The sequence below is a fragment of the Methylotenera sp. E1MeOHC1 genome (assembly GCF_058745595.1).
Window position 1 is genome coordinate 1,760,300 of record NZ_CP196025.1, and the last position, 22,713, is coordinate 1,783,012.

The following is a 22,713-nucleotide window of genomic DNA, read 5'->3' on the forward strand; positions in this document are numbered from 1 at the left end:
AATCATATGTCTATTAACTTAAACTCGCTGCATAGCGCCATTACCTGGCTATTAGAGCCTGTGATTGTCATCTTAGTCGCGGCTGTAGTGATAGCCGTGTTAGAAGCTGGCTTAGCCATTGGTGAGCGCTTATTTGGCCTCAAACAACTGCGTAATGCTGGCGAGCAGGCTGTGCTGAGGGTGGCGCGTAAACGCCTAGAACGTGCAGACTTTTTAGCTCGCATACCGCCCATGCTCGGTTTAATGGCCACCATTATCCCATTAGGGCCTGGGCTAGCCGCATTAGGCCAAGGCAACCCGTCATTACTTGCGCAAGCCGTTACCACGGCATTTGATGCCACGGTGTTAGGCTTGCTAGCAGGCATTATTGGCTTAGTGATAGGCAAATGCCGCCGCCGCTGGTACGAGGATGTATTAGTGTCGCTTGAAACAGAACAAGCGCAATAAACTACCCAGATTATTCAGCTACAACAAAATCATGCAAAAAAAGAACCTTCTAGATAGTCGTTTAAATGGTCGTTTTAACCACGAAGACGAAGACCCACGTGCAAGTTTGGTGAACTTGGTGGACGTGATGCTGGTGTTTGCTTGCGGCCTATTAGCAGCACTCAGCGCTGGACAGCAATCTACCCTCACCCGCCCGCAAGAAGTGAATAAAGGGCGGGAAATCGACGCCCCAGCCACTGGCGAGCAAAGCGCTGGCAATGGCTATGACGCTATCGGGCAAGTATATCGCGACCCGAAAACCGGCAAGTTGTTTTTGATTGAATCCGCAGCGGATACAGAAGTGGGCAAAGGTCCCAAAGGTAAGCCCTAATGCAAGACTTTAGTTACCCAGAACATGAGAAAGAGGCGATTTATCGCGTCATTGCAGAGCGCCGTGATATGCGCCACTTTCTGCCGACCCCAGTTGCCCCAGAAACACTCACCAAGATTCTGCATGCAGCGCACCATGCGCCCAGCGTAGGCCTAATGCAGCCGTGGCGCTTTATTCGGATTACAGATATCAATACGCGCCGTCAAATTCACCAATTGGTCGATAAAGAGCGGATTAATACCGCGCAAGCGATTGGTGACCATGAAAACACTGCACGCATGGCTGAGTTCCTGCGCTTAAAAGTAGAAGGGATATTAGAGTGTGGCGAGCTAATGGTAGTGACCTTATGCGACAAACGCGAAGAACACATTTTTGGCCGCAGAACCTTGCCTGAGATGGATATTGCCTCCGTCAGCTGCGCCATACAAAACATGTGGCTGGCCTCACGCGCTGAGGGTCTGGGCATGGGCTGGGTGTCTATTTTTGACCCTGTAGAATTAGGTGCCTTACTCAATATGCCAACAGGTGCTAAGCCAGTGGCCATTTTATGCTTAGGCCACGTAAACTCCTTTTACAAAGAGCCGATGCTGATAGAAACCGGCTGGAAACAAGCCAAACCGCTTGCGGATATGGTGATGGAAAATCAGTGGAAAAGTACAGAATGAGGTACCCGCAACGTATTGTATGCCTCACTACCGAGCCCACAGAAGTACTGTACCTGCTAGGTGAACAGGCGCGCATTGTCGGCATCTCTGGCTTTACCACCCGCCCAGCCATTGCACGCCAAGAAAAACCCAAAATCGCCGCCTTTACCAGTGCTAAGATTGATAAAATATTAGATCTCAAGCCTGACTTAGTGATTGGCTTCTCCAACCTGCAGGCGGATATTGCAGCATCTCTGATTCGCGCTGGCGTAGAAGTACATATCTTTAACCAGCGCTCGATTGCACAAATGCTTAACATGATTACCACCGTGGGCAGCCTAGTCGGCGCCTCGGATAAAGCGTTTAAACTAATTGCCGAACTAGAGCACACGATACAACAGGCAAAAGATATGGCATCTCAATTGCCAGCAAAACCTGTTGTATATTTTGAGGAGTGGAACGACCCTATGATTTGCAGTATCAAATGGGCGGCTGAACTGATTGAAATCGCTGGCGGCAAGGACTGCTTCCCGGAGCTATCCCAGTTTCACAGTGCAAAAGACAGAACGGTACAAGCCAGCCAAGTGATAGAGCGCCAGCCTGACATCATTATCGGCTCATGGTGTGGTAAGAAATTTCAGCCTGAACAGGTGATCGCCAGAGAGGACTGGCATAGCATCCCTGCAGTAAAAAACGGCTTGGTATTTGAAATTAAATCGGCGGATATTCTGCAGCCTGGGCCGTCACTGATTACCCACGGTTTGCAGCAAGTGCAGGCTATTATCCAGCAATGGGCTTTAGTACACAGCAACAATAGGAACTAACATGGCTACACACCTTATTTTAGGCGGCGCACGCTCAGGCAAAAGCGCCTTCGCAGAAAAACTGGCTTTGGCATCTGGCCAGCCGGTCACTTATATTGCCACGGCACAAGTGTACGATACAGAGTTTGGCACACGCGTTGACCAGCACAAAACTCGTCGCCCAGCGCATTGGGCAACGGTAGAGCAGTCTTTTAACTTAGCAGAAGCGTTGCAAACCCATGCCAAAGCGGACACCTGCATTATTGTAGATTGCCTCACACTTTGGCTGGCGCAATGCATTTGCCCAGACTGCGACCGACCAGAGGGTTTAGACTGGCAACATGAACGCAACACGCTATTAGAGACCCTACCCAAGCTGGAAGGGACTATATTGCTGGTCAGCAATGAGGTAGGCATGGGCATCGTGCCCTTAGGTGAGATTAACCGTCAGTTTCAAGACGAACAAGGCCGCCTTAACCAAGCAGTCGCTGCATGCGTTAATCAAGTTAGCTTTATTGCAGCAGGCCTGCCGCTTACCCTTAAAGGGTAACTATTTAAAGGATAAATATGGAAACAACGACTTTTGAACTACAAGGTGAGTTTATCGAACTTTGTAACCTACTAAAACTTGCAGGCATTGCCAATAGCGGCGGCCAAGGCAAAGTGATGGTTAGCGATGGCATCGTTACGGTGGATGGCAATATTGAAACTAGACGCACTGCAAAAATACGCTCAGGGCAAGTTGTAGAGTGCTTGGGGCAAACGGTTAAAGTGCTATAAACGCTGTTTGACTATAAGCCTTAATTAACTTTACCGAGCGCTCTAGGTTACTTTTAGTTACTATCGATTACCAGCGACTACGGCTTGCGCCCACTTTCTACGAACTCTGCGCCAACCTAGCACGATACCTGCTATTGTGAGTAACACCCCGCCTGCCGACAGCACAAAAATGGTGATTCTACGCGCCAGCAATCTGTCACCCAATGGCGGAATATCGATACGGTGCAAGCCATTAAACAGCCAGCGATAAGTACGACTGTAACTATCCTGTGACACGAGTATCTTGCTAGTGCGTGCATCTATGTAAAAAGTAGTATTTAAGGCATCTGCAAATGCAACACGTAATACCCGTGGTGTTTTTTGTGCGTCCTGATTGAAATATAAATCACCGCTGGTCAGCCAGTGCGCTGATGTAATCTGCGCATGAAGCGCTAACTTAGCAGCCTGCGCCTGCAATATGGCTGCCGAGAACCCTGCCACTGGCACGCCAGATTGACGATCAACAAGCGACTCCTGCTCTGCAGCTTTTGCCAAAATGTAAGTATTGCCGGCAAACTTCAGCCACTCTATCTCTTTAATATCAGTGCCAGTCAAGCGTGTGGCAAATGCCGACACAGGTAGCCTCATGTCTTGCACATTAGGTGTGCCACCTGCCCAGTGCTCAGCTTCTTCCGCACGCAAAGATCTATCTGAAAACCAACCGAATGGCGTTAAAGAAAGCCAACCGCTAAATAACCAAGTAATGCAAAAAACACCCGCACTTAAACCGACAATATGATGCCAGCGTGCCCAGCCACGGTACGGCGTAACCCTATCATTACTGTAGCGACGATTAATACGTATACGTTGCACACCTAGCCATAAACCCAAACTAGCCAGCGCCACCCCAGCAAAAGCTAGCCACAGTACAACCTGCCGCCAAAGCTCACGCTCCATACGTAAAGGCGTAAAGTAAACCCAGTGAATCACTGAACCCAGCCAATTCCACGCACGCTCAGCGCCCTGTGTATCCAGCACTACCTCACCGGTATGGCTAGAAACATACAGTTCAGTAGCATCAGCATCATCGAGTGCAACACGATATAGAGGTCGATGCCCATTCAAACTAGATGAAATAGACCATTGGTCATGATCAAGCAAGAGCGCCTCTGTTGCTTTTGCTTGACCTTGATATTGTTCAGCAGCATTGATCGCTTCTGCTTTTGAAACTTGAATAGATTCGTCAGGAATAGACTCGCCAGGTGCAACATTGGGTGCAACATTGTTCGCGTCAGCCCATATCGCTAGCCATTGCCCATGTTGCAAAAAATAGTAAGTAGGTCGATGCCCACGCATGGCCAACCTAACGCTTTCTGGTTGACCCAGTTTACCCGTTAACACCCATGCCTGTGCGGCACTAAGCTTTACCTGCTGCAACTGCAAGCTATCCAAACGGTTTAGCCGCTCAGCTTGAGTCAGTTGCGGATAAGCAACAAATAACATCACTAGGCCAGATAAGAACCAAAGCAAGACAAACAGCCCTAGTCCTATCCCTAGCCAGCGATGTATCAGATGTAAATAACGTAATTTCACATCACAACTTTATAGTTAAATCATTACCAAACCTAGTGATTAATACCAAACTTAGTGCTTAAAAAGACAACTCAGCGGTAAGCTCTACACGCCTAGATTCGCCCAAAATAAACTGCTGCGTATCGTATGAAACCGGCGCATACAGTTTATTGGTCAGGTTACGCAAATTGCCTCTCAGCGTAGCCTTTGGGTGAACACGCCATGCTATGCTCGCATCATAAACCGTATAGCCTTGCATGGTAGAAGTGTTGGCATTATTTGCATAGCGTTTACCTACCATGCGTGCGCCTACGCCAGCCTCCCAGCTTGCTTGTTGATAATAAACCCAAGCATTGGCTATTTTTTCAGGCACATCGGTTGGCGTTTTACCGGCACGCGAAACGCTAACAGCAGGATCACCAACAGCCTCAACCAACTCGTCGTAACGCGCATCAAGCAAAGCCATATTCAAATCTGTACGCCAGTGATTCACTGGGAACAAGGTTGCTGATAGCTCAACCCCGCGTGATGACTGCTTACCGCCCTGCACTCTGAGCGTTGGGTTACTTGGGTCACGGGTGATAATGTCATCTTTTGCGATATGGTAAACGGCAAAAGTAAGCTCGCCCTTACCCTCAGGTAACGCGTGTTTAATACCAAATTCAGTTTGTTGCGCTGAAGTCAGTTTAAACGCGCCATTTCTAGGCCGTAACGTCACGATAGACGATACCGGGTCAGAACCCTGACTATACTGACCATAGAATGCTGTGTTTGGCGTAGTTTGGTAAACCGCACCTAACCTGTAAGAAAACGGTGAGTAATCTTTATCAGTACTCGCCGTAGTCAAGCGGCTCTCATGGTCTACATTAATCCAGTCCTGACGCAAACCAGCGCTTAACTTAAGCTGATTGGTCACATCAAAGGCATCTTCTACAAATAAAGACTGTTGTACGGTTTTAGACACAAAGTCGAGCGCAGTCGGGTCTATGGTCTGGAAGTAACCAGGAGCAAAGTTCTTGATAGCAACGTTACTGCTAGGGTCGTTATCATTATAGAAATTGTCAAAATATTTAAAATCTACGCGCGCCACTTCATAGCCTGCAGACCAACGGTTTTTATGCCCAAAAGCATCTGCAATTGAAGTCAACGCAAAGCGGTTACCAATTTGTTTCTGCTGATGCTTAATCTCAGTGTAACCAGAGCGGTCAACGGTATTGGTGGCGTTATCAATCGAAAAGTACTCTACATTGCGCCAATGACGATGCGCATTAAACCAATAGCTCACATTGCTTAATTTAAGCGCATCCGATAACTCCCATTCAACTTTTGCACGTAAACGGTCTTCAGTGAAGCTTTGTTTATCATCGCTAATGTTGTAGTTTTCTTTACGTAAAGATGAGTCTATACGCCCATTACGTAATGGAATACCGGTATAGCGGGTCGGTGACTCATCTGAGTGGTCAAAGGTAAAATTAATGCGTAGCTTATCTGTAGGGCTAAGTAGCAAGTTGGTCATGATTTTTTGGCTATCATGCTCACCACGGTCTACATAACCATTGCCGCCAGTGACCGAAGCATCGACTCTAAATGCGCCAATTTCACCTACAGCACCGGTGCCACCGACAGCTGCCCTATATTCCCCGCGCGAACCGGTACCAACCAGTGCCTGCACAGAGCTGTCACGACTAGGCGCTTTACGTATGCTATTAACGATGCCACCCACCGTGCCATCACCAAACATGACCGAAGCTGGGCCACGTAATACTTCAACCCGTTGGTAGCCCCAAGTATCTGAAGGGTAAGTCAGGGTACTTGCAGCAGTAAGCAAACGAATACCGTCTTCAGCCTGGCCTACAGAATCGTTACCGGTAAAACCACGTGCTGAGTACGCTACACCAGAGCCAAGGTTGCTAATATCCGAAATACCGGTAGTGCGAGAAACCGCTTCATGGATATTAATATCACCACGCATACGGATAGTTTCTATGTCCAGCGTTTCTGTACTGGCTGGAATCTCAATCGCATTCAGGCCTAGTCTACTCGCTGTGCTACTGGGCTGGTTAAGGTTAAGTGCATTGCCATGATCCCATGTAGACTCAACGTTAACTTCCTTGAGTTCTACTGCTACATCATCCGCCAAAGCCAGATGTGGTAGCGCAGCCAAAACAGCTGCCGTGATTAATTGATTGCTTCTAAGCATTATTTTTATACTCCCTGATACTCATTCAACTCAACATGACCAACCGCCATGTACGTATTGCAGTGGTAGCATTTGAATAGGAGTGGGACAGTGAATATAGTCATCCGCAGCACTTATGTGACCCTATCATCGTATGCCTCTGCACGTTGCGCACTAACTTATGCGTCAAACGCGTATCAGAAGCAACATTTGCTGGTGGCGCAAATTAACTATGGGTTCAGTAATAGGTACTGCTGGGATATATATTAATGTATAGGCAAAATAACTATTTTGCTTTTTTACTCAGGACGCCCCGCCCTAATTCAAACATTACGACTACATCAAGGCAGGTCTCCTGACTCTCGGGTTGCGGCCTGACTCGCTGCCTTCCCAAATCTAACGACTCAGTGGCTAAGGGTGCGAACAGACTATCCGATTACAGTTGCGGGGGCAGTACTGGAATAAGCACAAAGACTTTCACGTCAAATGCACCGCACCAGATTCCCTATTAATCAACCAGAGTGAAACTCTAGCTAAACCTTAATCGCCGCAGTTTAGATTTTTAGGTGGGTAAAGTCAAGTTTATATAGAAATATCAAGAAGATGCGAGTTGCCTGATGCCATCTACTAGCTGACATTAGAGCAAGCGATAAAAACTACTCACGAGTAGTTTCTCTAAAACCGTACGCTGCTTACAGATATAAGTCAGGTATAAAAACCACGCAATCACTTAGAAACCTAAGCTGGCAGCCCTATCGCGTTCCAATCCAAATGCTGCTCTACGCAATCGGCCAAACGATTCAGCTCGTCATTTTTAAGCTGCTCATAATCAAAGTGCTGCTCGGTCTGCAAGCCTGCCCACGCCAGCCAAGCCGCACATGCTTCTTTGTGGTCAAACAAGCCGTGCAAATAGGTGCCGGCAATTTGCATGTCAGGCGACATCGCCCCTTCTGGCCGACTTTCAAGATGGAGTGCCGGCGTGTTGAGTGCAGCGCCTGTTGTCACCCCCATATGAATTTCGTAGCCAGCGACTTGCGCATCCGCAAACGCCAAATGCCCCGCAATCTGCTTCAATTGCTTGGTTTGCTCTAAGGTAGTTTCCATCTCCAGCCAACCCAAGCCAGAGCTGGAGCCTGCGTCACCTTCTATGGCATAAGGGTCATGGATAACGCGACCCAGCATCTGAAAGCCGCCACAAATGCCTAAGACTTTGCCGCCATAGCGTAAATGGCGAGTGAGCGCTTGCTCCCATCCATTGGCGCGTAAAAATTCAAGGTCGCCGCGTACGTTTTTGCTACCAGGCAATATCATCAGGTCTGCTTGCGGAATTGCCTCGCTAATCTTAACGAATTGAAAATCCACCTGAGGGTGCAAACGCAGTGCGTCAAAATCAGTGTGATTACTGATGTGTGGTAAAACCGGCACCACAACTTTCAAGCGCCCATTCTTAGCTCCCCCTGCGACCTGCTGGCTAACAGGTACGGAATCCTCGGCCTCGATATGCAAACCATGCAAATACGGCAATACGCCTAATATCGGTTTACCAGTTTCCTGCGTAAGCCAGTCCAGCCCTGGTTGCAATAAGGCGATATCGCCACGAAAGCGGTTAATCACAAAGCCTATCACGCGCGCCCGCTCACTTTCAGAAAGCAAGGCCATGGTGCCTACAATGTGCGCAAATACACCGCCGCGGTCAATGTCTGCAATTAAAATCACTGGGCAATCTACCGCTTCGGCAAAGCCCATATTAGCAATATCACGGTCACGCAGGTTAATCTCAGCCGGGCTGCCCGCGCCTTCTACCACTACACACTCGTATTGCGACTTTAATCGCTCCCAAGAAGCCAGCACGGCGTGCATCGCGATCGGCTTGTAGGCGTGGTAACCCACCGCCTCTAAGTTACATTCCACCTTGCCGTGCACAATCACCTGACAGCCAGTATCCGAGTTAGGCTTAAGCAGCACTGGGTTCATATCGGTATGTGGCGCTAACCCACAAGCTTGTGCCTGCACAGCCTGCGCACGCCCTATCTCGCCACCATCTACCGTCACCGCTGAATTTAACGCCATATTTTGCGGCTTGAATGGGGCAACACGTACACCTCTGCGATACAATACACGGCATATCGCTGCAACTAGCGTACTTTTACCGGCATCTGATGTCGTTCCCTGAACCATAAGTGATTTAAATGTCATTTGATTATTATCCCATCATCAGCGCCTATAGCACAGCCCTAGCGGTAATTACTGCTGTTCTGTTAGATGCTCTACTAGGCGAGCCTAAGCGCTGGCACCCACTCGTTGGCTTTGGCTGGATGGCAAACAAAATAGAACATGTGCTCAACCAAAACATGCGACCATGCCTTGCCCGTTTGGCTGGACTAAGCGCTTGGTTATTACTATTACTACCGTTTACCGCCATCAGCTACCTAGCTCGCCATACCCCATTTGCATGGGTCGCCGATGTTGCTTTGCTTTATTTGGCCATCGGCGCACAAAGCCTCAGCCAGCATGCACTGCAAGTGCATGCACCGCTATCAGAGGGCAACCTGCAACAGGCAAGGCGTGCCATTAGCATGATTGTAAGCCGTGACACTTCGCAATTAAACGAAACTGAAATTGCCACCGCCACCGTGGAATCGGTATTGGAGAATGGCAATGATGCAATATTTGGCGCGATATTCTGGTTTGTATTATTAGGTGGGTCTGGGGCAGTGCTGTTTAGATTAGCCAATACATTAGATGCCATGTGGGGTTACAGAACCCCGCGCTTTTTATATTTCGGCTGGGCGGCTGCGCGTTTAGACGATATTTTAAACTTAATCCCAGCACGCCTCACCGCCCTAAGTTACGCCTTATGCGGCCATACCCGAGCTGCATTAAAATGCTGGATGGCACAATCTAGCACTTGGTACAGCCCCAACGCCGGGCCGGTAATGTCGGCAGGCGCAGGCGCGTTAGAGGTACAACTCGGTGGCAATGCGGTATATCACGGCACAGCCAAGCAGCGCCCCACACTAGGCATGGGCGCATTAGCCAATACGCAACATATTTTAAGCGCTACTAACCTAGTCAAACGCAGTATTGCGCTGTGGTGTTTGGTAATCATAGCGGTATCAATCTTGATGCATATTAAAGGAAGCCTTTATCTTGCTTGAACATGGTGGCAACTTAAGCGCCGCTGTCGCGCAGTATAAAATCCCGCTAGAGAACTGGCTAGATTTATCAACAGGTATCAACCCCTGCCATTACCCCATCCCCGAGATTCCAGCACATTTATGGCGCAATCTGCCGAATGATGAGGATGGGCTGATTGCAACTGCCGCGCAGTATTATGGCTGCCAATCGCTCATCGCTACCAGCGGCTCACAAGCTGCACTACAAACCCTGCCTAAGCTTAGGCTTTGTAGCAGAGTTGCCATGCTCAACCCCATGTACCAAGAGCACGCACACGCTTGGCAGCGCTGCGGGCATCAGGTAATGCGCTTCAGTGATTTAAACGATGTTGACCTTATCAGCAATGCTGATGTGGTATTAGTTTGCAACCCAAACAACCCAACTGGTAAACAGTTTGCGCCACAAAACTTATTGCAGCTACATGCCATGCTAGCCAAGCGCGGCGGATGGCTGATTGTGGATGAAGCATTTATGGATGCAACGCCCGAACACAGCATTGCCCAGTACGCACATTTAGAGGGTTTATTTGTACTGCGCTCACTAGGCAAATTTTTTGGCTTAGCTGGTGCCAGAGTTGGCTTTCTGCTTGCAGCACCCGCAAAGCTACAACTGATAAAAGAGGAGTTAGGCCCATGGACGATTGCAGGCGCTAGCCGCTACATTGCCATGCAAGCGCTACAGGATTTCTCGTGGCAACAAAACACCAGACTAACCCTAGTAAACAACAGCCAGCGCCTAGCAAGCTTACTTACGCAATATGGTTTAAAGCCAGTCGGCGGGACTGCGCTTTTTCAGTACGTTGCGACTGAGGAAGCTAGCCAATTACAAGACAAGCTCGCAAGACAAGGGATTTGGGTTAGAAAATTCACGGAACAGCCAGCATTAAGATTTGGCTTACCAGACGACAATCGTTGGCAGCAATTGGAACAAGCACTGCAGAATCTATAGCGCCTGAAAACTTACAGTGGTGAACCGACCTGGCTACCGACGCTCTTTTCCAAAACTACGAGTGATGCTCAGTGCCAGTAGCAGCGTCTAATCACCGCCTTAGCGGTTAACAAACTGTATCCTAGGCACGCTATCACTGAGGGTGATTTGCGTCACGCTAGCGTGATCAATCACCAAGCGGAACAAGCCCTTTAACGGCATATTCAGGGCGTCTGCCAACATGGCGCGTATCACTCCGCCATGTGTCACAACGGCTACATTCTTTCCACGTAAGTGACTACCCACTTCCTCTGTGAAGGCTTTCGCACGGTGATATAACTGGGTAAAACTCTCCCCATTAGGTGGGGACAAATGCGCATAATCATGCGCCCAAACATCAAACAGTTCGCGCGGTATACTATCCCAAGGCTGCATTTCCCAATCACCGAAATGCAACTCCTTTAACCGTTCGTCCACTTGTAGCTCACCCAAATTAAGCGCCTGTGCTAATTTGGTACAGCGCTGCAACGGGCTAGCATAGACCGCATCAAACTGAATGCCATCTAATTTTGCGCTTAACGCACTGCACTCTGCGGCAAAGTTAGCTGAAACATCCACATCGCTCTGCCCATAACAAACGCCAGAGGGAATATCCAAGGAGGTGTGTCTAATCAAATGTAAATTCATAGCTGCTGCGCCCACACCAGCAAGCCTAAATAAAAAGCTAACTCTGTCACCTGCTGCATCGCACCCAAGCAGTCACCCGTATAACCGCCAAGCCAGCGTTTGATTTTATTGCGCCACCAAACCCACACGAACACCACCGGGGTTAAGCAACACGCAGCAAGCAACAGCCAGTCCGTAACATTCAACAGCACAGGTGAAAAATTCCAATACAGCAGCGGAATCGGCGCCACGCCAAATAGCACAGCAACCAGCAAGCCCGGCGCCTTCACTTTAGTTGCCAGCGGCTTTGCCTTGCCACTCTCCCGCACATAATCTAAATCTGCCATGACCAAGAACGCACATAAACGGCTAAATGCATGACCAATCACTAACACAAACGGTAAAAAGTAAGCAGGCAATGCATTGAGTAGTTGATATTTCGTAAACAGCGCTAAGAACAGGGCAATCGCACCATAAGTCCCCAGCCTGGAATCTTGCATAATGGCCAGTATGCGCTCGGTGTCCCAACCGCCACCTAAACCATCTGCGCTATCGGCAAGCCCATCCTCATGAAATGCACCGGTGATATAAATCGTCATCATCATGCTAATCAGCACGGCAACACTCGATGGCAACACCTTGCTCGCAAGTGCAAATGCACCTGCCCCAATCAAACCGACAAAAATCCCCACCAATGGAAAGTATTTGGCAGATCGGTTCAAATCATCAGGATGAAAGTCGCCAAACACGGGGATAGGCAACCGCGTAAAGTAGCCAACGGCTAACAACATATAGCGTCGCTCATTACGCAGAAAATTGATCACGCAGCATCCTCAGCTGTGCTCACACCGGCACTTTCAAACGAGGCCATCTCGTTCATAAAGTTGACCGCAGCCTGCACCAAAGGATAAGCCAAGGCCGCACCTGTACCCTCACCAAGACGCAAACCGATATCCAATAGCGGCGTAGCCCCCAAATGTGCCAACAAGCGGCGGTGCCCAGCCTCACCCGAGCAATGCGTAAATACACAATACTGCAAAATATTCGGCTGCAACTGCGCAGCCACCAGCAAGGCAGCGGTTGCAATAAAACCATCAATTAACAATACAGCGTTCTGCTCAGCTGCGCCCAGCATTGCACCAGCCATCATTGCAATTTCATAGCCGCCAAAAGTCGCCAGTACATCCAGCGCATTATCACTACGCAGACCATGAAAATCTATTGCCTGCTTAAGAACAGATAATTTCTGCGCCAACCCAGCATCATCTAAACCGGTACCGCGCCCTACACACTCTTCAATCGGAATACCGCACAGCACACTCATCAAACAACTGGCTGAAGAAGTATTGCCTATCCCCATCTCGCCAAAACCAAAAACATTACAGCCCGCAGCAGCCTCCTGCCTTGCCAGCGATGCCCCAGTGGCCAGCGCTTGCTGACATTGCTCAGTGCTCATTGCAGCCTCTTGCAAAAAGTTAGCAGTACCCGCTGCCACTTTGGCATGTATCAAATCTGTATTCGCATCAAAATCATGATTAACGCCGGCATCAATCACCCGCAAACGCATATTATGCTGACGCGCAAACACATTAATCGCCGCGCCTCCCTGCAAGAAATTCAGCACCATCTGTGCAGTAACGGCTTGCGGATAAGGGCTCACACCGGAGTTCACTACCCCGTGATCGCCCGCAAACACCATCAACGTGGGGTTAGATAGCTGCGGCGTCAGGGTTTGCTGTATCAAACCCAACTGCAAAGCCACTGCCTCTAACTGCCCAAGGGCACCTAATGGTTTAGTTTTATGATTAATTTTATCAACAAGCGCAGCCTGCAACGACTGACTCAATGACCCGATTTTTGGTAAATTTGTGTTTAAATTCATAGAGAAAGATTTTACATGAGAGCCAACTAGATATCACGCAAACCTGAGACAAACTTCAGTATTAAAAATAAATATACAAAAACCTTAAAATATCTTTGTCAGATTACAATTTAGTTTGCTATAATGCGCGCCTTGCAGAGATAAACCGAAGTCTGCAAGTGCAGTAAGGAAGGCCGGGTAGCTCAGTCGGTAGAGCAGCGGATTGAAAATCCGCGTGTCGCCAGTTCGATTCTGGCCCCGGCCACCAGAATTTATAAGGGTTTAGCTTAGGCTAAGCCCTTTTTCATTTGGTGAACGTGACTAAAACGTGACAATTTAATCACGTTATCTGAAGCCAAAAAATCAATCCGACTTGCTGCATTTGCCAGATGTTCAGTAGCAAACTTAGCGTATCGATCAACCATTGACCGCGTCTTCCAACCTCCTAGTTCTTTCAGTTCATCACAACTCGTACCAGCTTGTCGATGCCAAGAAGCCCAAGTGTGACGCAAGTCATGAAATCTAAAGTCTTCTAATTCAGCTTTCTTTAACGCTGTGATCCAAGCTGAGTTCGTTATGTTGTAACGAATCGGCTCACCGTTGTAAGTAAAACAAAATTTTGAATGCTTTCCGACTTGCTCCTGAAGAACCGCAACAGCACTTCTATTTAATGGAACCCCTCTCGGTGTACCGTTCTTCGTTTGGTTTAACCAAGCAGTGTGTCTACTTAAATCCACCCTACTCCATTCCAAACCAAGAATTTCCCGAGCACGGCATCCCGTTGCTAAAGCAAACTTCACGACAGCCGCCAGATGATCAGGACAAACAGCGATTAGCTTATCTGCCTCACTCCTAGTCAACCATCGATCACGCTCTACTTCACCCGATAACAATCGAATTTTAGGGATATGATCTATCCACTGCCATTCATCACGAGCCATCCGCAATAAACTGCGTAATGTCGCTAAGTAACGATTCACGGTTGCTGGTTTGTTTCCTTTTTTAAACTCACCTTGAATCACAGACCAAACCACGTCACCGTTGATCTGGTTTAGCATCAAGTCACCTAAATAAGGATGCAAATTACAACATATGCGCTTTACGTCACGATAGCTTTTGAGCGTTGCTTTAATTTCGAGATACCGAACAACAGCTTCTTTCCATGAGCGATGGGGCTTAATACCAAAATTCACTTCCTTATACGAGTCTAGCTTTAATTTCGCTAAATACGCTTCGGCTTGTGCTCGGTCTTCAGTCCCAGAACTCTGGCGTACTCTTTTGCCGTTTGAGAGTGTTGCATTGATCCACCAATAGGACGAATCACCTCTCTTGTAGATTCCGGTTTCACGGGCCATATAAACTCCTCTCCGGCCCGCCCTCGCTGCTTATATTCCTCCAACCAAAGATCCAAGTCAACTTTGTCATATACCAGACGGCGACCAAACTTCACCGCTGGAATATCAAGTTCAGTTAAGAGCGTGACACCTATCCCTAGGTAACACGCAGCCTCGTCTTTAGAAAGACAACGTACAGCAGGCAAAGGCAGATCGTTATCTTTCATTGTTATTCACCGTTAGAGGCTTTGTTATAAGCGTCACGCATAGCGCGTACTTCTTCATCGATATAGGCTTCGTTGATCTCAGCGTTAATATGAATCGTATTAAAGGCTTTGGCTTTTATGCTGACCTTTTCTTTGATGAGTGCTTCAAAGGTAGTGCCTTTATTCATCGATTGGTTATTAATGTGATGCCCTAAGTCTTCAAAGAAGGGATGAATCGCTAACTCATAATCGGTGTAACCTTCAGCAGCCATCCATGTGGTTAATGCACTAAAAGCACGATCTAAGGCAGCTTCTTTATTGGGTGCGCGTGCGGTGTTAAAGCGGGGTTGTAATGCACCTCCGTTGGTTTCCCAATCTAGCGAAGAGAGGGCAGCCCATAAAGGATGGATAGGCCAGCGTGAGCGTGTTTGATCAATATGATTAGGAATAGACAGCTTTAACCATTCTGTTGTGGCGTATGACCATAAGCCGTTAAGGTTGGCTAATACTTCAGTGAGTTTAGACAGGTTCTTTTGTACTAGAAATTGACGCTTAAATTCAAACTCTAAACGCCAGATCGGTTCACCTTGTTGCCAGTTAGCTTGTTCCCATAACGGGAGTAAATAAAACTTCTTACTTTTATCAATCTCAAATAACTTGTCATAAAGACGACCAGCAATGACGCCACCTAAACCAATCGCCCAGCCAGTGAAGTGACCATCGATAGAATAAGCATTGATAGACTCTGCATGAGTGACCCATGCTTCACGATGCCATGACTCCATATCTTGATGTGAAACAAAATCGACAAACATATCAACACGACTCACGTTTGCGGTTGATTCTAACGCGCCTAGCTGTGACAGTATCGTGGATAGACGGTGTTCTGCATCTTTTGGGGATAGATGGGTTAGATACTCACTAGAAAGCTTTACATAGGCCATTGGCACAGCTTTGTTTGGACGTGATAACTGAATACGAAAGGCGTTATCTTCCAGTACATAACTAAACATGGAAGTGCCTTTGTCTTTGACCTCAAATAGATGATCACCTATTTTTAGTTGTGCTTTGGCTTGCTCTTGGGGGCTGTCTGATTGGGCTTGTTTCTTTAACTGGATCAGCTTCTCATGGATCTCTGGTTGGAGATTACCTTGATAAGACAGATATAAACTATCAATACCCCATCTTAAAAACTTAACTTGATCATGATTATTGCTGTTATTAGTAGCTGTGTTACTAGGCACCGCTACTGCATCACGGTCTCCGTCCTCCACGCTGACGCGTGTGCGGGCGGAATCCCGTGAAGCAGTTTGGTTGTGTTGTGTATCTGGCTTTGTCATATCCATTCCTTGGGAATTTACCAGCAGGCCGATTTGGCGATCTGGAATGGAATGAACTTTAGGGATTAGTGCTCGATGACTTTGCTAGTGAAATTAGGGTACTTTTAACTAACAGGTTTTTGTTTCATAAACTGATACGCAAACTGGCGAAGGTTATTAGCAACGTCACCTATATCAGAATCACGGTCTTTAGAGGCTATCTTTAATTGCTCAACAAATAACTTATATAAGTCTTCCGCGCCCAATGATGGGGCATCTGTTTCAAGTAAAACTTGCATAATTAAACGTTGTAATTGATAGACACGACTTTCGCGTTTGGTGAATTTACCTTGAAAAGCTTTTTTAAGCTTCTTAATGAAACCTTGGTCATCCTCGAGAATAGCCTGACTGACGCGCCTTGAAATGGACTGGCAACCAATAACCGTAGGATCAATTTTTATTGCATTAAATAAAGCTTTATCACCTTCTGCACCGCCTTTTCGGGCAATAGCAACTAGCTCATTTATGTAAAGGCCAAAAGTGAGGAGCGACTTGAAATTTAGGTTTATAGAGTGCGTAACGCCAAGCAGCAAAGGCAATGCCAAACGTGACTCTTCGTCCAGCTCAAAATCAAACCCGTCCTCAGATTCAAATGCATCCTGTAATGCAGCAATACCTGCTTGAGGTGGATTGTCTGAAGCAGCCATTTCTTTAACCTTATCAGCTAATCCAAAGGCAACAACAAATCGAGCCAAGTGCTCAGGGTAAGATAACTCATACAAATGATGCCACGATGCTGACTCTGATTGAGTGGTGAAAATTTTGTCTCTTTTTTCACGAATTGCAATCTGTCCGTCTTTAATTATTTCTTCATATGCGGGTATTAAAGCAAGAAGTTGTAATAGATCGGCTGAAGAAAGCTTGCCGAGATTCAATTCATTAGGAATAAATTTTCTAAGCATTCTAAAAATACGATCTTTCCACTCTAACTAAAAGCTAAAAAAGCATGTTGAGACAAATGTTATTAGACTTTAGAAACAGTTAGCGAATTTGCAAATAACTAAAATTTATTACATCGAATAGTAGTTTACTCAGTATTGCCGTAGCGTGAATACGATATTTATGTTTTAGTTATAATCAACTACTAAATAAAACTGTATTAACCCATATGAAAATGAACGTTAAAAATATAAGTGCTATCTCTTTAATTATATTAATCGCAATTGCTGCTCTTAGTTTTGAGAGATTTTTTCTAACTCCAAAGTACAGAGTGCCAATTTTAGATAATATGATTGACCCAGAATCAACCAATTTTAAAAACGAAAAAATTAACGGCAATTTCTTGTGTGGAGAATTTAACTCCAAAAATTCACTTGGCTCATACACTGGCTTTAATCGTTATATATCAAATTCAAATGTAGCTCTTTTCGCTAATCAAAGAATGGTAAGAGACCCATATGACGCCAAAAATGATTTGGAATTTGAAGTAAGTATTCGAGAGATACTTGGTGATGATGTAAATCTAAAATCCCAACAAGATAGATTTAATATACTTTGGACAAAAGTATGCAAATAGACTAAGAGCTTGGTTAAGTTTTTAAAAATTATTTATCCAGCCTATATTCCGAACAAAAAAACTCAGAAAAATAAATAAGGATAATTGATGAGTGAAATTATTTATTCCACAGAAAAGAAATTCAATGGGCCTTGGCTAATTGATAAAAATGCATTAATTCATTTAGATGAAGTAATAGAAGGTCAATTGAAATTACTTGAATCCTACAGAAGTGATTTTATTGAAAATGAATTAGAAAAATATACCAAAACTTTTGATGAAACCGTTGACACCCAGAATATTGAGAGGCGCTCGCAGTATATTCAAGAGAATAGACAATTCCTTGAAAGCCGATTCCCACCAGCAACAAATGAGATTAATTTGGAGTTTGGCGATGAAAAAAAACTTACAACAAAATTAATAAAAAAAGAATTACGCAATCCTGCTGTAAAAAATGAGCAATGTACAAAACTACAAGTAATTATGAAAGCTGCCGATATAGCAGCATCTGTTGAGCTTGATAAAGATAACGGCATATTAAAAATAAAAGTCTCCCCCCAAAAAGAAACTCTTTCAAAAGAAATTTATTCAAATCTTCTTGAATGGGCTGACAAATATAAACCAAGAAGTTGGCAAGTCATATGGGAAAAGATCAGCGGACCGCACTGGTTCTTTTATATGGTTGCATTGTTCTCATCAATACAAATATTTGGTTCAGATACTACTATTGCCATGAAACAACTAGTTACAGAATCACATTCTTTGTTAGCTGGAGGTATTGATGAGTCGGAAACCAAAAAGGCAATAGAACTGATTTTAAGTATAGAAAGCAAATATATACCTAAAGACCTAAAAACTTCCTTTCCACTATGGTTAAAAATAACAGCAAGTGCGGGATTACTTTTTTCAATAGCTTTAAGTCTAATTCCTAAAGCAGTGATTGGAATAGGTAAAGGTCAGGAACAAATAGAAAAGTGGAGGCTTTGGTTTAAAGTCATTTCACTTATACCAGCCATCATAGCCAGCGGACTAATATTGCCATATTTATATGATTTACTGATAAAGTAAATCATATAAAACATCAAGAACTCTAACGTGACAAATTTGTCATGTACTGATGAGTCATAACGAGTAAAGGCGGGCCTAAATATATATATAAATGATGATTTTTAAAGTTGAAAATCCGCGTGTCGCCAGTTCGATTCTGGCCCCGGCCACCATCTAAATCAAGCTCACTTTATGTGGGCTTTTTTTATGTCTATTTATTTTAAGCTAATGTAGCACTGTGTAGGGGTATTTCAGCAATACCACCTATTTCATATCTCGGAAAACTCAAAGCAGTATGATCTTTAACATCAACTGCGAGTTCATCTAGCTATGTTAAAAACTCATGGATTCCAAAAATTTAGTTTGGCAAAGCTAAACTTTGGAAAGTCTTTTGGTTTGGCCATATCAGCACATTATCCCCAGTAACAATTCTCACGAACATCGCAAAAAAAACAATAGTAAATCCAACATCTATAGTTGCATTTGTAGCCTTACTGACGACTCGGTGCTATATGTTTGGCGGCAACCTCAATGTAGCGATACTCAAGCAATAGAGCTTATTAGCTGCTTTGCAGACTGGGCCAACTACCCTATACATTTTTCGTTTTATCGCTTATTCAATTCGCACTTCAATTAGCAAGAGCTTGGTCTAGATAAACATCTCGCCACACCAAGCCAGACCTTAGTAGATATTAGGAATAATTATTAAATTGCACTACTATGTGATTTTATTAACTTGTAGGATAGAGAATTTATGGGCGAATCTTTAATAAACGTGCTTGTGGGTTTAGCAATTGTTTTACTAGTATTTTTAATTTGTAGAGAAATTGTATGTTGGTATTTTAAACTTAACAAAATTAACGAAACATTAATTGAAATTAGAGACTTACTTAAAACAGATAGAACACAAAGTACAGAGTAAGTATTTAATACTTTATTTTACATTACACATTTTGTTGCAGATCTAATTAAAGATAACTGAAACTCTTGTAAATATCAGCTTATAAAAATTCATTCGTAATTGAAAATACGCGTGTCACCAGCTCGATTCTGCCCCCCTCAGCCAGCCTAACGTGGTATTTGCAACGTCACAAAATGAACGCTAGCGTTTAACAGCAAGCCCCAGCGCATCTTCCATCACGTAGTAAATATAACTTTGCTCTTGTATGCCATGAAACAACTGCGCATTAGGGCCACCAGCAAAAATTGCCACATCCTCTCCTGCATGCGTTTCAGACGCTAACGGGACCATCGCTTCCTGATGAAAGTCCGGGTCTTCGGTATCCACGACACTCATGTCCTCAACACGACCTGCTCGCGGCATTTGCGTATGCACAACTTCACCAACCCCTGCAGCATACCCTGCCCCATTGGCAAAGCTAATAGTTGTATAGGGGTGACCATCCAGTGCATTTTCTGGCGTATTATTTCCAGGAAAGACGACCTTACCTAATATGGGATTACCGCGCTTAGCATAACCGCCGATAGTCAACGTGTGGCTATGGTCTGCCGTCACGATAATGAGCGTGTCTTTCATATCAACTTTGCTCATCGCCAACCTAACAGCATCAGATAATGCAGCGGTTTCGCTTAAGGTGCGGTAAGCGTTATTTGCGTGGGATGCATGGTCGATGCGGCCAGCTTCTACCATTAAGAAGTAGCCATTTTTATTTCGCTTTAATACATCAATCGCTTTATCGGTCATTTCCGCAAGCGATGGCTCACCCGCAACATCTGCGGGGCGGTCATGCTCATATTGCATATGTGAGGGCTCGAACAAACCTAGTAGCCGCTGCCCGCTGGCTGGGTTAAACGCATCAAACTGCGCCTTGTTCCATACATAATGCGCATTGAATTTAGCTTGAAACTCTTGCGTTAAATCACGCCCATCATTACGCTTGCCTTTAATGCTAGGGTATTCAGGATCACTTTGCGTTTTAGGCAATAAATAGGTGCGCCCGCCACCCAATACCACTTCAATACCATCGCCAATCTGATGCTCGCCAAAACTATCGATCAACTGTGCGGCAATGTCTTTTACGTCAGACCCTAACGGAACATTGCTGTCAGACTCCCAATCGCGATTACTCGTGTGTGCATAAGTAGCCGCAGGTGTCGCATGGGTAATGCGAGCGGTTGATACAATACCGGTGGCGCGGCCGCTCAACTCTGCTTTTTCTAAAATGGTGGTTAATTTGTTTGCTTGTATCACAGCGTTGCTGGGTTCTGAGCGCACAACAGATTGATTGACTGACAAGCCGCCATCATTCGTTTTAACACCCGTCACTATCGCGGTCATAGTAGGTGCTGAGTCAGAGGTTTGCTGATTGGCAGAGTAAGTTTTAGAAAGCGCCAAATAAGGTAAATATTCAAATGCCAGCTTATTGCGCTCACCATCTAACCCCTTACGTTGCCCTTCAAAAATACGTGAGGCAGTGATGGTTGCAATGCCCATGCCATCCCCCACAAACAAGATAACGTTTTTAGCTCGCCCTAACTCTGGTTGCAGCTTCTTTGCCGCCATTAAAGCCGCCTCACCATCTTTAATCCAGGTTTCTGCATTTTCTGCCACCGCTGGTGCCGTGCCGATTGCACATATCACCATGAGCAAAATTAGGCTTAATCTATTCATCGTTGCCACTCTCAACTTACCCTTAAAAAAATAATTTCAATCATATCTGTAAATTATGACAACCATATGGACTGTCAGCCAGTGCGGCTTGTGAGCCACTCATCAATAGACTTCTCTGCGCTGAGGCACATCCACAATTTATGTGGATAACTTTGTGGGTGCGATGGGGATAGCGTCGCTAAGTCTCTGGCACACATAGCAAACGGCTAATCGTAGAAATTTTGAACACAAAAACACTTTGCGCTGTGCTGGTGGCTACTTTATGTAGTTACGCGCCTATCAGCTTTACTGACACAAGCAAACTAACTATGCGAATCACAGTGTTGAAAATTGGCTTATTACGATTTATATTCATGAAGCTATATTTTGTATTACCATATAGGAATCATCATCCATCATCTGCAAGCCGCATATAGGCGATGCTGCATGCGAGTCAACCTAAACAAATTACTGAGTAGCTTGTCTATTGTTGAGAATGATCAAAACTTGCATAGGCTCAATGCATTTAATTTTTATTGAATGCAGACATAGCGATATGTGAGTTCTTAGCCACTTAATTTATTAGTTAATTCAGGTTTATTTAATGAGCACTTACAATGAAATTGACGCACATGACTTATCTGTCATGCTCACCACAAAATCACTTCTACTCGTAGATGTACGCAACGATGACGAGGTAGCTCGTGGCGTGATTGAGAATGCAGTACACATTCCATTAGCCATGCTCCCCGTTCAATATGAGTCGCTAAGCAAGGCAGAAACCATTGTGTTTTACTGTCATAGTGGTGTGCGCTCAGCGCATGCAGCGGCGTTTGCTGCCAGCAAGGGCTCTAAGCACGTTTATAATTTAGCAGGTGGCGTGCTGGCTTGGGCTAGGGCGGGCTATCCGTTTGTGCAAATCAACACTCAGCCCAAATAACCACACCGCGTTAAGTAACACAGGAAAACCATTATGCATTCTGATAAAGTAGTTGATGCCTCAGGTCTAAACTGCCCACTACCAATTTTGCGCTGTAAAAAAGGCCTCAGCGACATGGCGCCTGCGCAAGTGTTAAAAATCATCTCAACCGACCCAGGCTCGGTCAAAGACTTTAATGCCTTTTGCGTGCAAACCGGACATGAGCTTTTATTATTGGAAGAAGACGAAACTGCATTTACTTTTTACATTAAAAAACGTGCAAGCTAGTCATGTATGCTATTAGTAATTAGCTTTTA

General features: G+C 45.5%; 22 protein-coding genes, 1 tRNA gene and 1 riboswitch. Of the genes, 13 read left to right on the forward strand and 10 right to left on the reverse strand.

What is annotated here, in order from left to right; genetic code table 11:
- Positions 1 to 6: 6 nt before the first annotated feature.
- Genes ACSSU7_RS08310 through ACSSU7_RS08335 form a run of 6 tightly spaced genes read left to right on the forward strand, consistent with a single transcriptional unit; the run spans position 7 to position 3,044 of the window.
- On the forward strand, positions 7 to 447 hold the full coding sequence (locus tag ACSSU7_RS08310) for a MotA/TolQ/ExbB proton channel family protein (RefSeq protein ID WP_492516045.1): 441 nt from the start codon (positions 7 to 9) through the stop codon (positions 445 to 447).
- A 31-nt stretch (positions 448 to 478) separates the two neighbouring features.
- Complete coding sequence (locus ACSSU7_RS08315) at positions 479 to 817, forward strand: DUF2149 domain-containing protein (RefSeq protein WP_492516046.1); 339 nt, start codon at positions 479 to 481, stop codon at positions 815 to 817.
- A complete protein-coding gene (gene bluB, locus ACSSU7_RS08320; protein WP_492516047.1) occupies positions 817 to 1,482 on the forward strand; it encodes a 5,6-dimethylbenzimidazole synthase in 666 nt (221 codons plus the stop codon). Before ACSSU7_RS08315 ends, bluB begins: the two co-directional genes overlap by 1 nt.
- On the forward strand, positions 1,479 to 2,285 hold the full coding sequence (locus ACSSU7_RS08325) for a cobalamin-binding protein (protein ID WP_492517782.1): 807 nt from the start codon (positions 1,479 to 1,481) through the stop codon (positions 2,283 to 2,285). Before bluB ends, ACSSU7_RS08325 begins: the two co-directional genes overlap by 4 nt.
- Position 2,286: 1 nt before the next feature.
- Entirely contained in the window at positions 2,287 to 2,814 is a 528-nt protein-coding gene (gene cobU / locus ACSSU7_RS08330; protein WP_492516048.1) for a bifunctional adenosylcobinamide kinase/adenosylcobinamide-phosphate guanylyltransferase, read from the forward strand.
- A gap of 17 nt (positions 2,815 to 2,831) precedes the next feature.
- Positions 2,832 to 3,044, forward strand: a complete 213-nt coding sequence (locus tag ACSSU7_RS08335) for an RNA-binding S4 domain-containing protein (protein ID WP_492516049.1) — start codon at positions 2,832 to 2,834, stop codon at positions 3,042 to 3,044.
- Between the two features lie 60 nt (positions 3,045 to 3,104).
- Here the strand turns inward: ACSSU7_RS08335 and ACSSU7_RS08340 are convergent, their stop codons facing one another.
- From ACSSU7_RS08340 to ACSSU7_RS08350, 3 genes are all read right to left on the reverse strand, one after another.
- Positions 3,105 to 4,616: a PepSY domain-containing protein gene (locus ACSSU7_RS08340; protein WP_492516050.1), complete on the reverse strand. Its 1,512-nt coding sequence runs from the start codon at positions 4,614 to 4,616 to the stop codon at positions 3,105 to 3,107.
- A 58-nt stretch (positions 4,617 to 4,674) separates the two neighbouring features.
- Positions 4,675 to 6,795 carry a TonB-dependent receptor gene (locus ACSSU7_RS08345; protein ID WP_492516051.1) on the reverse strand — a complete coding sequence of 707 codons (2,121 nt, stop codon included), beginning with the start codon at positions 6,793 to 6,795 and terminating at the stop codon, positions 4,675 to 4,677.
- Positions 6,796 to 7,100: 305 nt separating this feature from the next.
- A riboswitch (cobalamin riboswitch) is annotated at positions 7,101 to 7,332 on the reverse strand.
- Positions 7,333 to 7,512: 180 nt separating this feature from the next.
- Positions 7,513 to 8,952, reverse strand: coding sequence for a cobyric acid synthase (locus ACSSU7_RS08350; protein ID WP_492517783.1), 1,440 nt, complete (start codon positions 8,950 to 8,952; stop codon positions 7,513 to 7,515).
- A gap of 11 nt (positions 8,953 to 8,963) precedes the next feature.
- Here ACSSU7_RS08350 and cbiB point away from each other — a divergent pair, with 11 nt between their 5' ends.
- Entirely contained in the window at positions 8,964 to 9,932 is a 969-nt protein-coding gene (gene cbiB / locus ACSSU7_RS08355) for an adenosylcobinamide-phosphate synthase CbiB (RefSeq protein WP_492516052.1), read from the forward strand.
- Positions 9,925 to 10,899 carry a threonine-phosphate decarboxylase CobD gene (gene cobD, locus ACSSU7_RS08360; RefSeq protein ID WP_492516053.1) on the forward strand — a complete coding sequence of 325 codons (975 nt, stop codon included), beginning with the start codon at positions 9,925 to 9,927 and terminating at the stop codon, positions 10,897 to 10,899. The genes cbiB and cobD overlap by 8 nt, the downstream gene beginning before the upstream one ends.
- Positions 10,900 to 10,998: 99 nt before the next feature.
- Here cobD and cobC read toward each other — a convergent pair whose 3' ends face one another.
- The 3 genes from cobC to cobT are packed head-to-tail and all read right to left on the reverse strand — an operon-like array spanning position 10,999 to position 13,426.
- Positions 10,999 to 11,565 (reverse strand): alpha-ribazole phosphatase, encoded by a 567-nt coding sequence (gene cobC / locus ACSSU7_RS08365; RefSeq protein WP_492516054.1) that lies wholly within the window; start codon positions 11,563 to 11,565, stop codon positions 10,999 to 11,001.
- Positions 11,562 to 12,368, reverse strand: coding sequence for an adenosylcobinamide-GDP ribazoletransferase (locus tag ACSSU7_RS08370; RefSeq protein ID WP_492516055.1), 807 nt, complete (start codon positions 12,366 to 12,368; stop codon positions 11,562 to 11,564). Before ACSSU7_RS08370 ends, cobC begins: the two co-directional genes overlap by 4 nt.
- On the reverse strand, positions 12,365 to 13,426 hold the full coding sequence (gene cobT / locus ACSSU7_RS08375; RefSeq protein ID WP_492516056.1) for a nicotinate-nucleotide--dimethylbenzimidazole phosphoribosyltransferase: 1,062 nt from the start codon (positions 13,424 to 13,426) through the stop codon (positions 12,365 to 12,367). The genes ACSSU7_RS08370 and cobT overlap by 4 nt, the downstream gene beginning before the upstream one ends.
- Positions 13,427 to 13,597: 171 nt before the next feature.
- Between cobT and ACSSU7_RS08380 the strand changes: the two genes are divergently transcribed.
- A tRNA-Phe gene (locus ACSSU7_RS08380) sits at positions 13,598 to 13,673 on the forward strand.
- 19 nt (positions 13,674 to 13,692) lie between these two features.
- On the opposite strand, the gene ACSSU7_RS08385 is transcribed toward ACSSU7_RS08380, so the two are convergent.
- The 3 genes from ACSSU7_RS08385 to ACSSU7_RS08395 all read right to left on the reverse strand — a co-directional run bounded on the left by ACSSU7_RS08385 (position 13,693) and on the right by ACSSU7_RS08395 (position 17,226).
- Positions 13,693 to 14,760 (reverse strand): tyrosine-type recombinase/integrase, encoded by a 1,068-nt coding sequence (locus tag ACSSU7_RS08385; RefSeq protein WP_492516057.1) that lies wholly within the window; start codon positions 14,758 to 14,760, stop codon positions 13,693 to 13,695.
- A gap of 208 nt (positions 14,761 to 14,968) precedes the next feature.
- Positions 14,969 to 16,285 carry a replication initiation factor gene (locus ACSSU7_RS08390; RefSeq protein ID WP_492516058.1) on the reverse strand — a complete coding sequence of 439 codons (1,317 nt, stop codon included), beginning with the start codon at positions 16,283 to 16,285 and terminating at the stop codon, positions 14,969 to 14,971.
- 104 nt (positions 16,286 to 16,389) lie between these two features.
- A complete protein-coding gene (locus ACSSU7_RS08395) occupies positions 16,390 to 17,226 on the reverse strand; it encodes a hypothetical protein (RefSeq protein WP_492516059.1) in 837 nt (278 codons plus the stop codon).
- Between the two features lie 206 nt (positions 17,227 to 17,432).
- Here ACSSU7_RS08395 and ACSSU7_RS08400 point away from each other — a divergent pair, with 206 nt between their 5' ends.
- Both ACSSU7_RS08400 and ACSSU7_RS08405 read left to right on the forward strand, forming a co-directional pair.
- The gene (locus ACSSU7_RS08400; RefSeq protein ID WP_492516060.1) at positions 17,433 to 17,840 is read left to right on the forward strand and encodes a hypothetical protein; all 408 of its coding nucleotides are present in this window, start codon (positions 17,433 to 17,435) and stop codon (positions 17,838 to 17,840) included.
- Positions 17,841 to 17,927: 87 nt separating this feature from the next.
- A complete protein-coding gene (locus tag ACSSU7_RS08405; RefSeq protein ID WP_492516061.1) occupies positions 17,928 to 18,887 on the forward strand; it encodes a hypothetical protein in 960 nt (319 codons plus the stop codon).
- A 1,081-nt stretch (positions 18,888 to 19,968) separates the two neighbouring features.
- On the opposite strand, the gene ACSSU7_RS08410 is transcribed toward ACSSU7_RS08405, so the two are convergent.
- Complete coding sequence (locus tag ACSSU7_RS08410) at positions 19,969 to 21,498, reverse strand: alkaline phosphatase (RefSeq protein WP_492516062.1); 1,530 nt, start codon at positions 21,496 to 21,498, stop codon at positions 19,969 to 19,971.
- Positions 21,499 to 22,081: 583 nt separating this feature from the next.
- On the opposite strand from ACSSU7_RS08410, the gene ACSSU7_RS08415 reads away from it, so the two are divergent.
- Both ACSSU7_RS08415 and ACSSU7_RS08420 read left to right on the forward strand, forming a co-directional pair.
- On the forward strand, positions 22,082 to 22,417 hold the full coding sequence (locus tag ACSSU7_RS08415) for a rhodanese-like domain-containing protein (RefSeq protein ID WP_492516063.1): 336 nt from the start codon (positions 22,082 to 22,084) through the stop codon (positions 22,415 to 22,417).
- Between the two features lie 33 nt (positions 22,418 to 22,450).
- Positions 22,451 to 22,684 (forward strand): sulfurtransferase TusA family protein, encoded by a 234-nt coding sequence (locus tag ACSSU7_RS08420; RefSeq protein WP_492516064.1) that lies wholly within the window; start codon positions 22,451 to 22,453, stop codon positions 22,682 to 22,684.
- Positions 22,685 to 22,713: the final 29 nt, after the last annotated feature.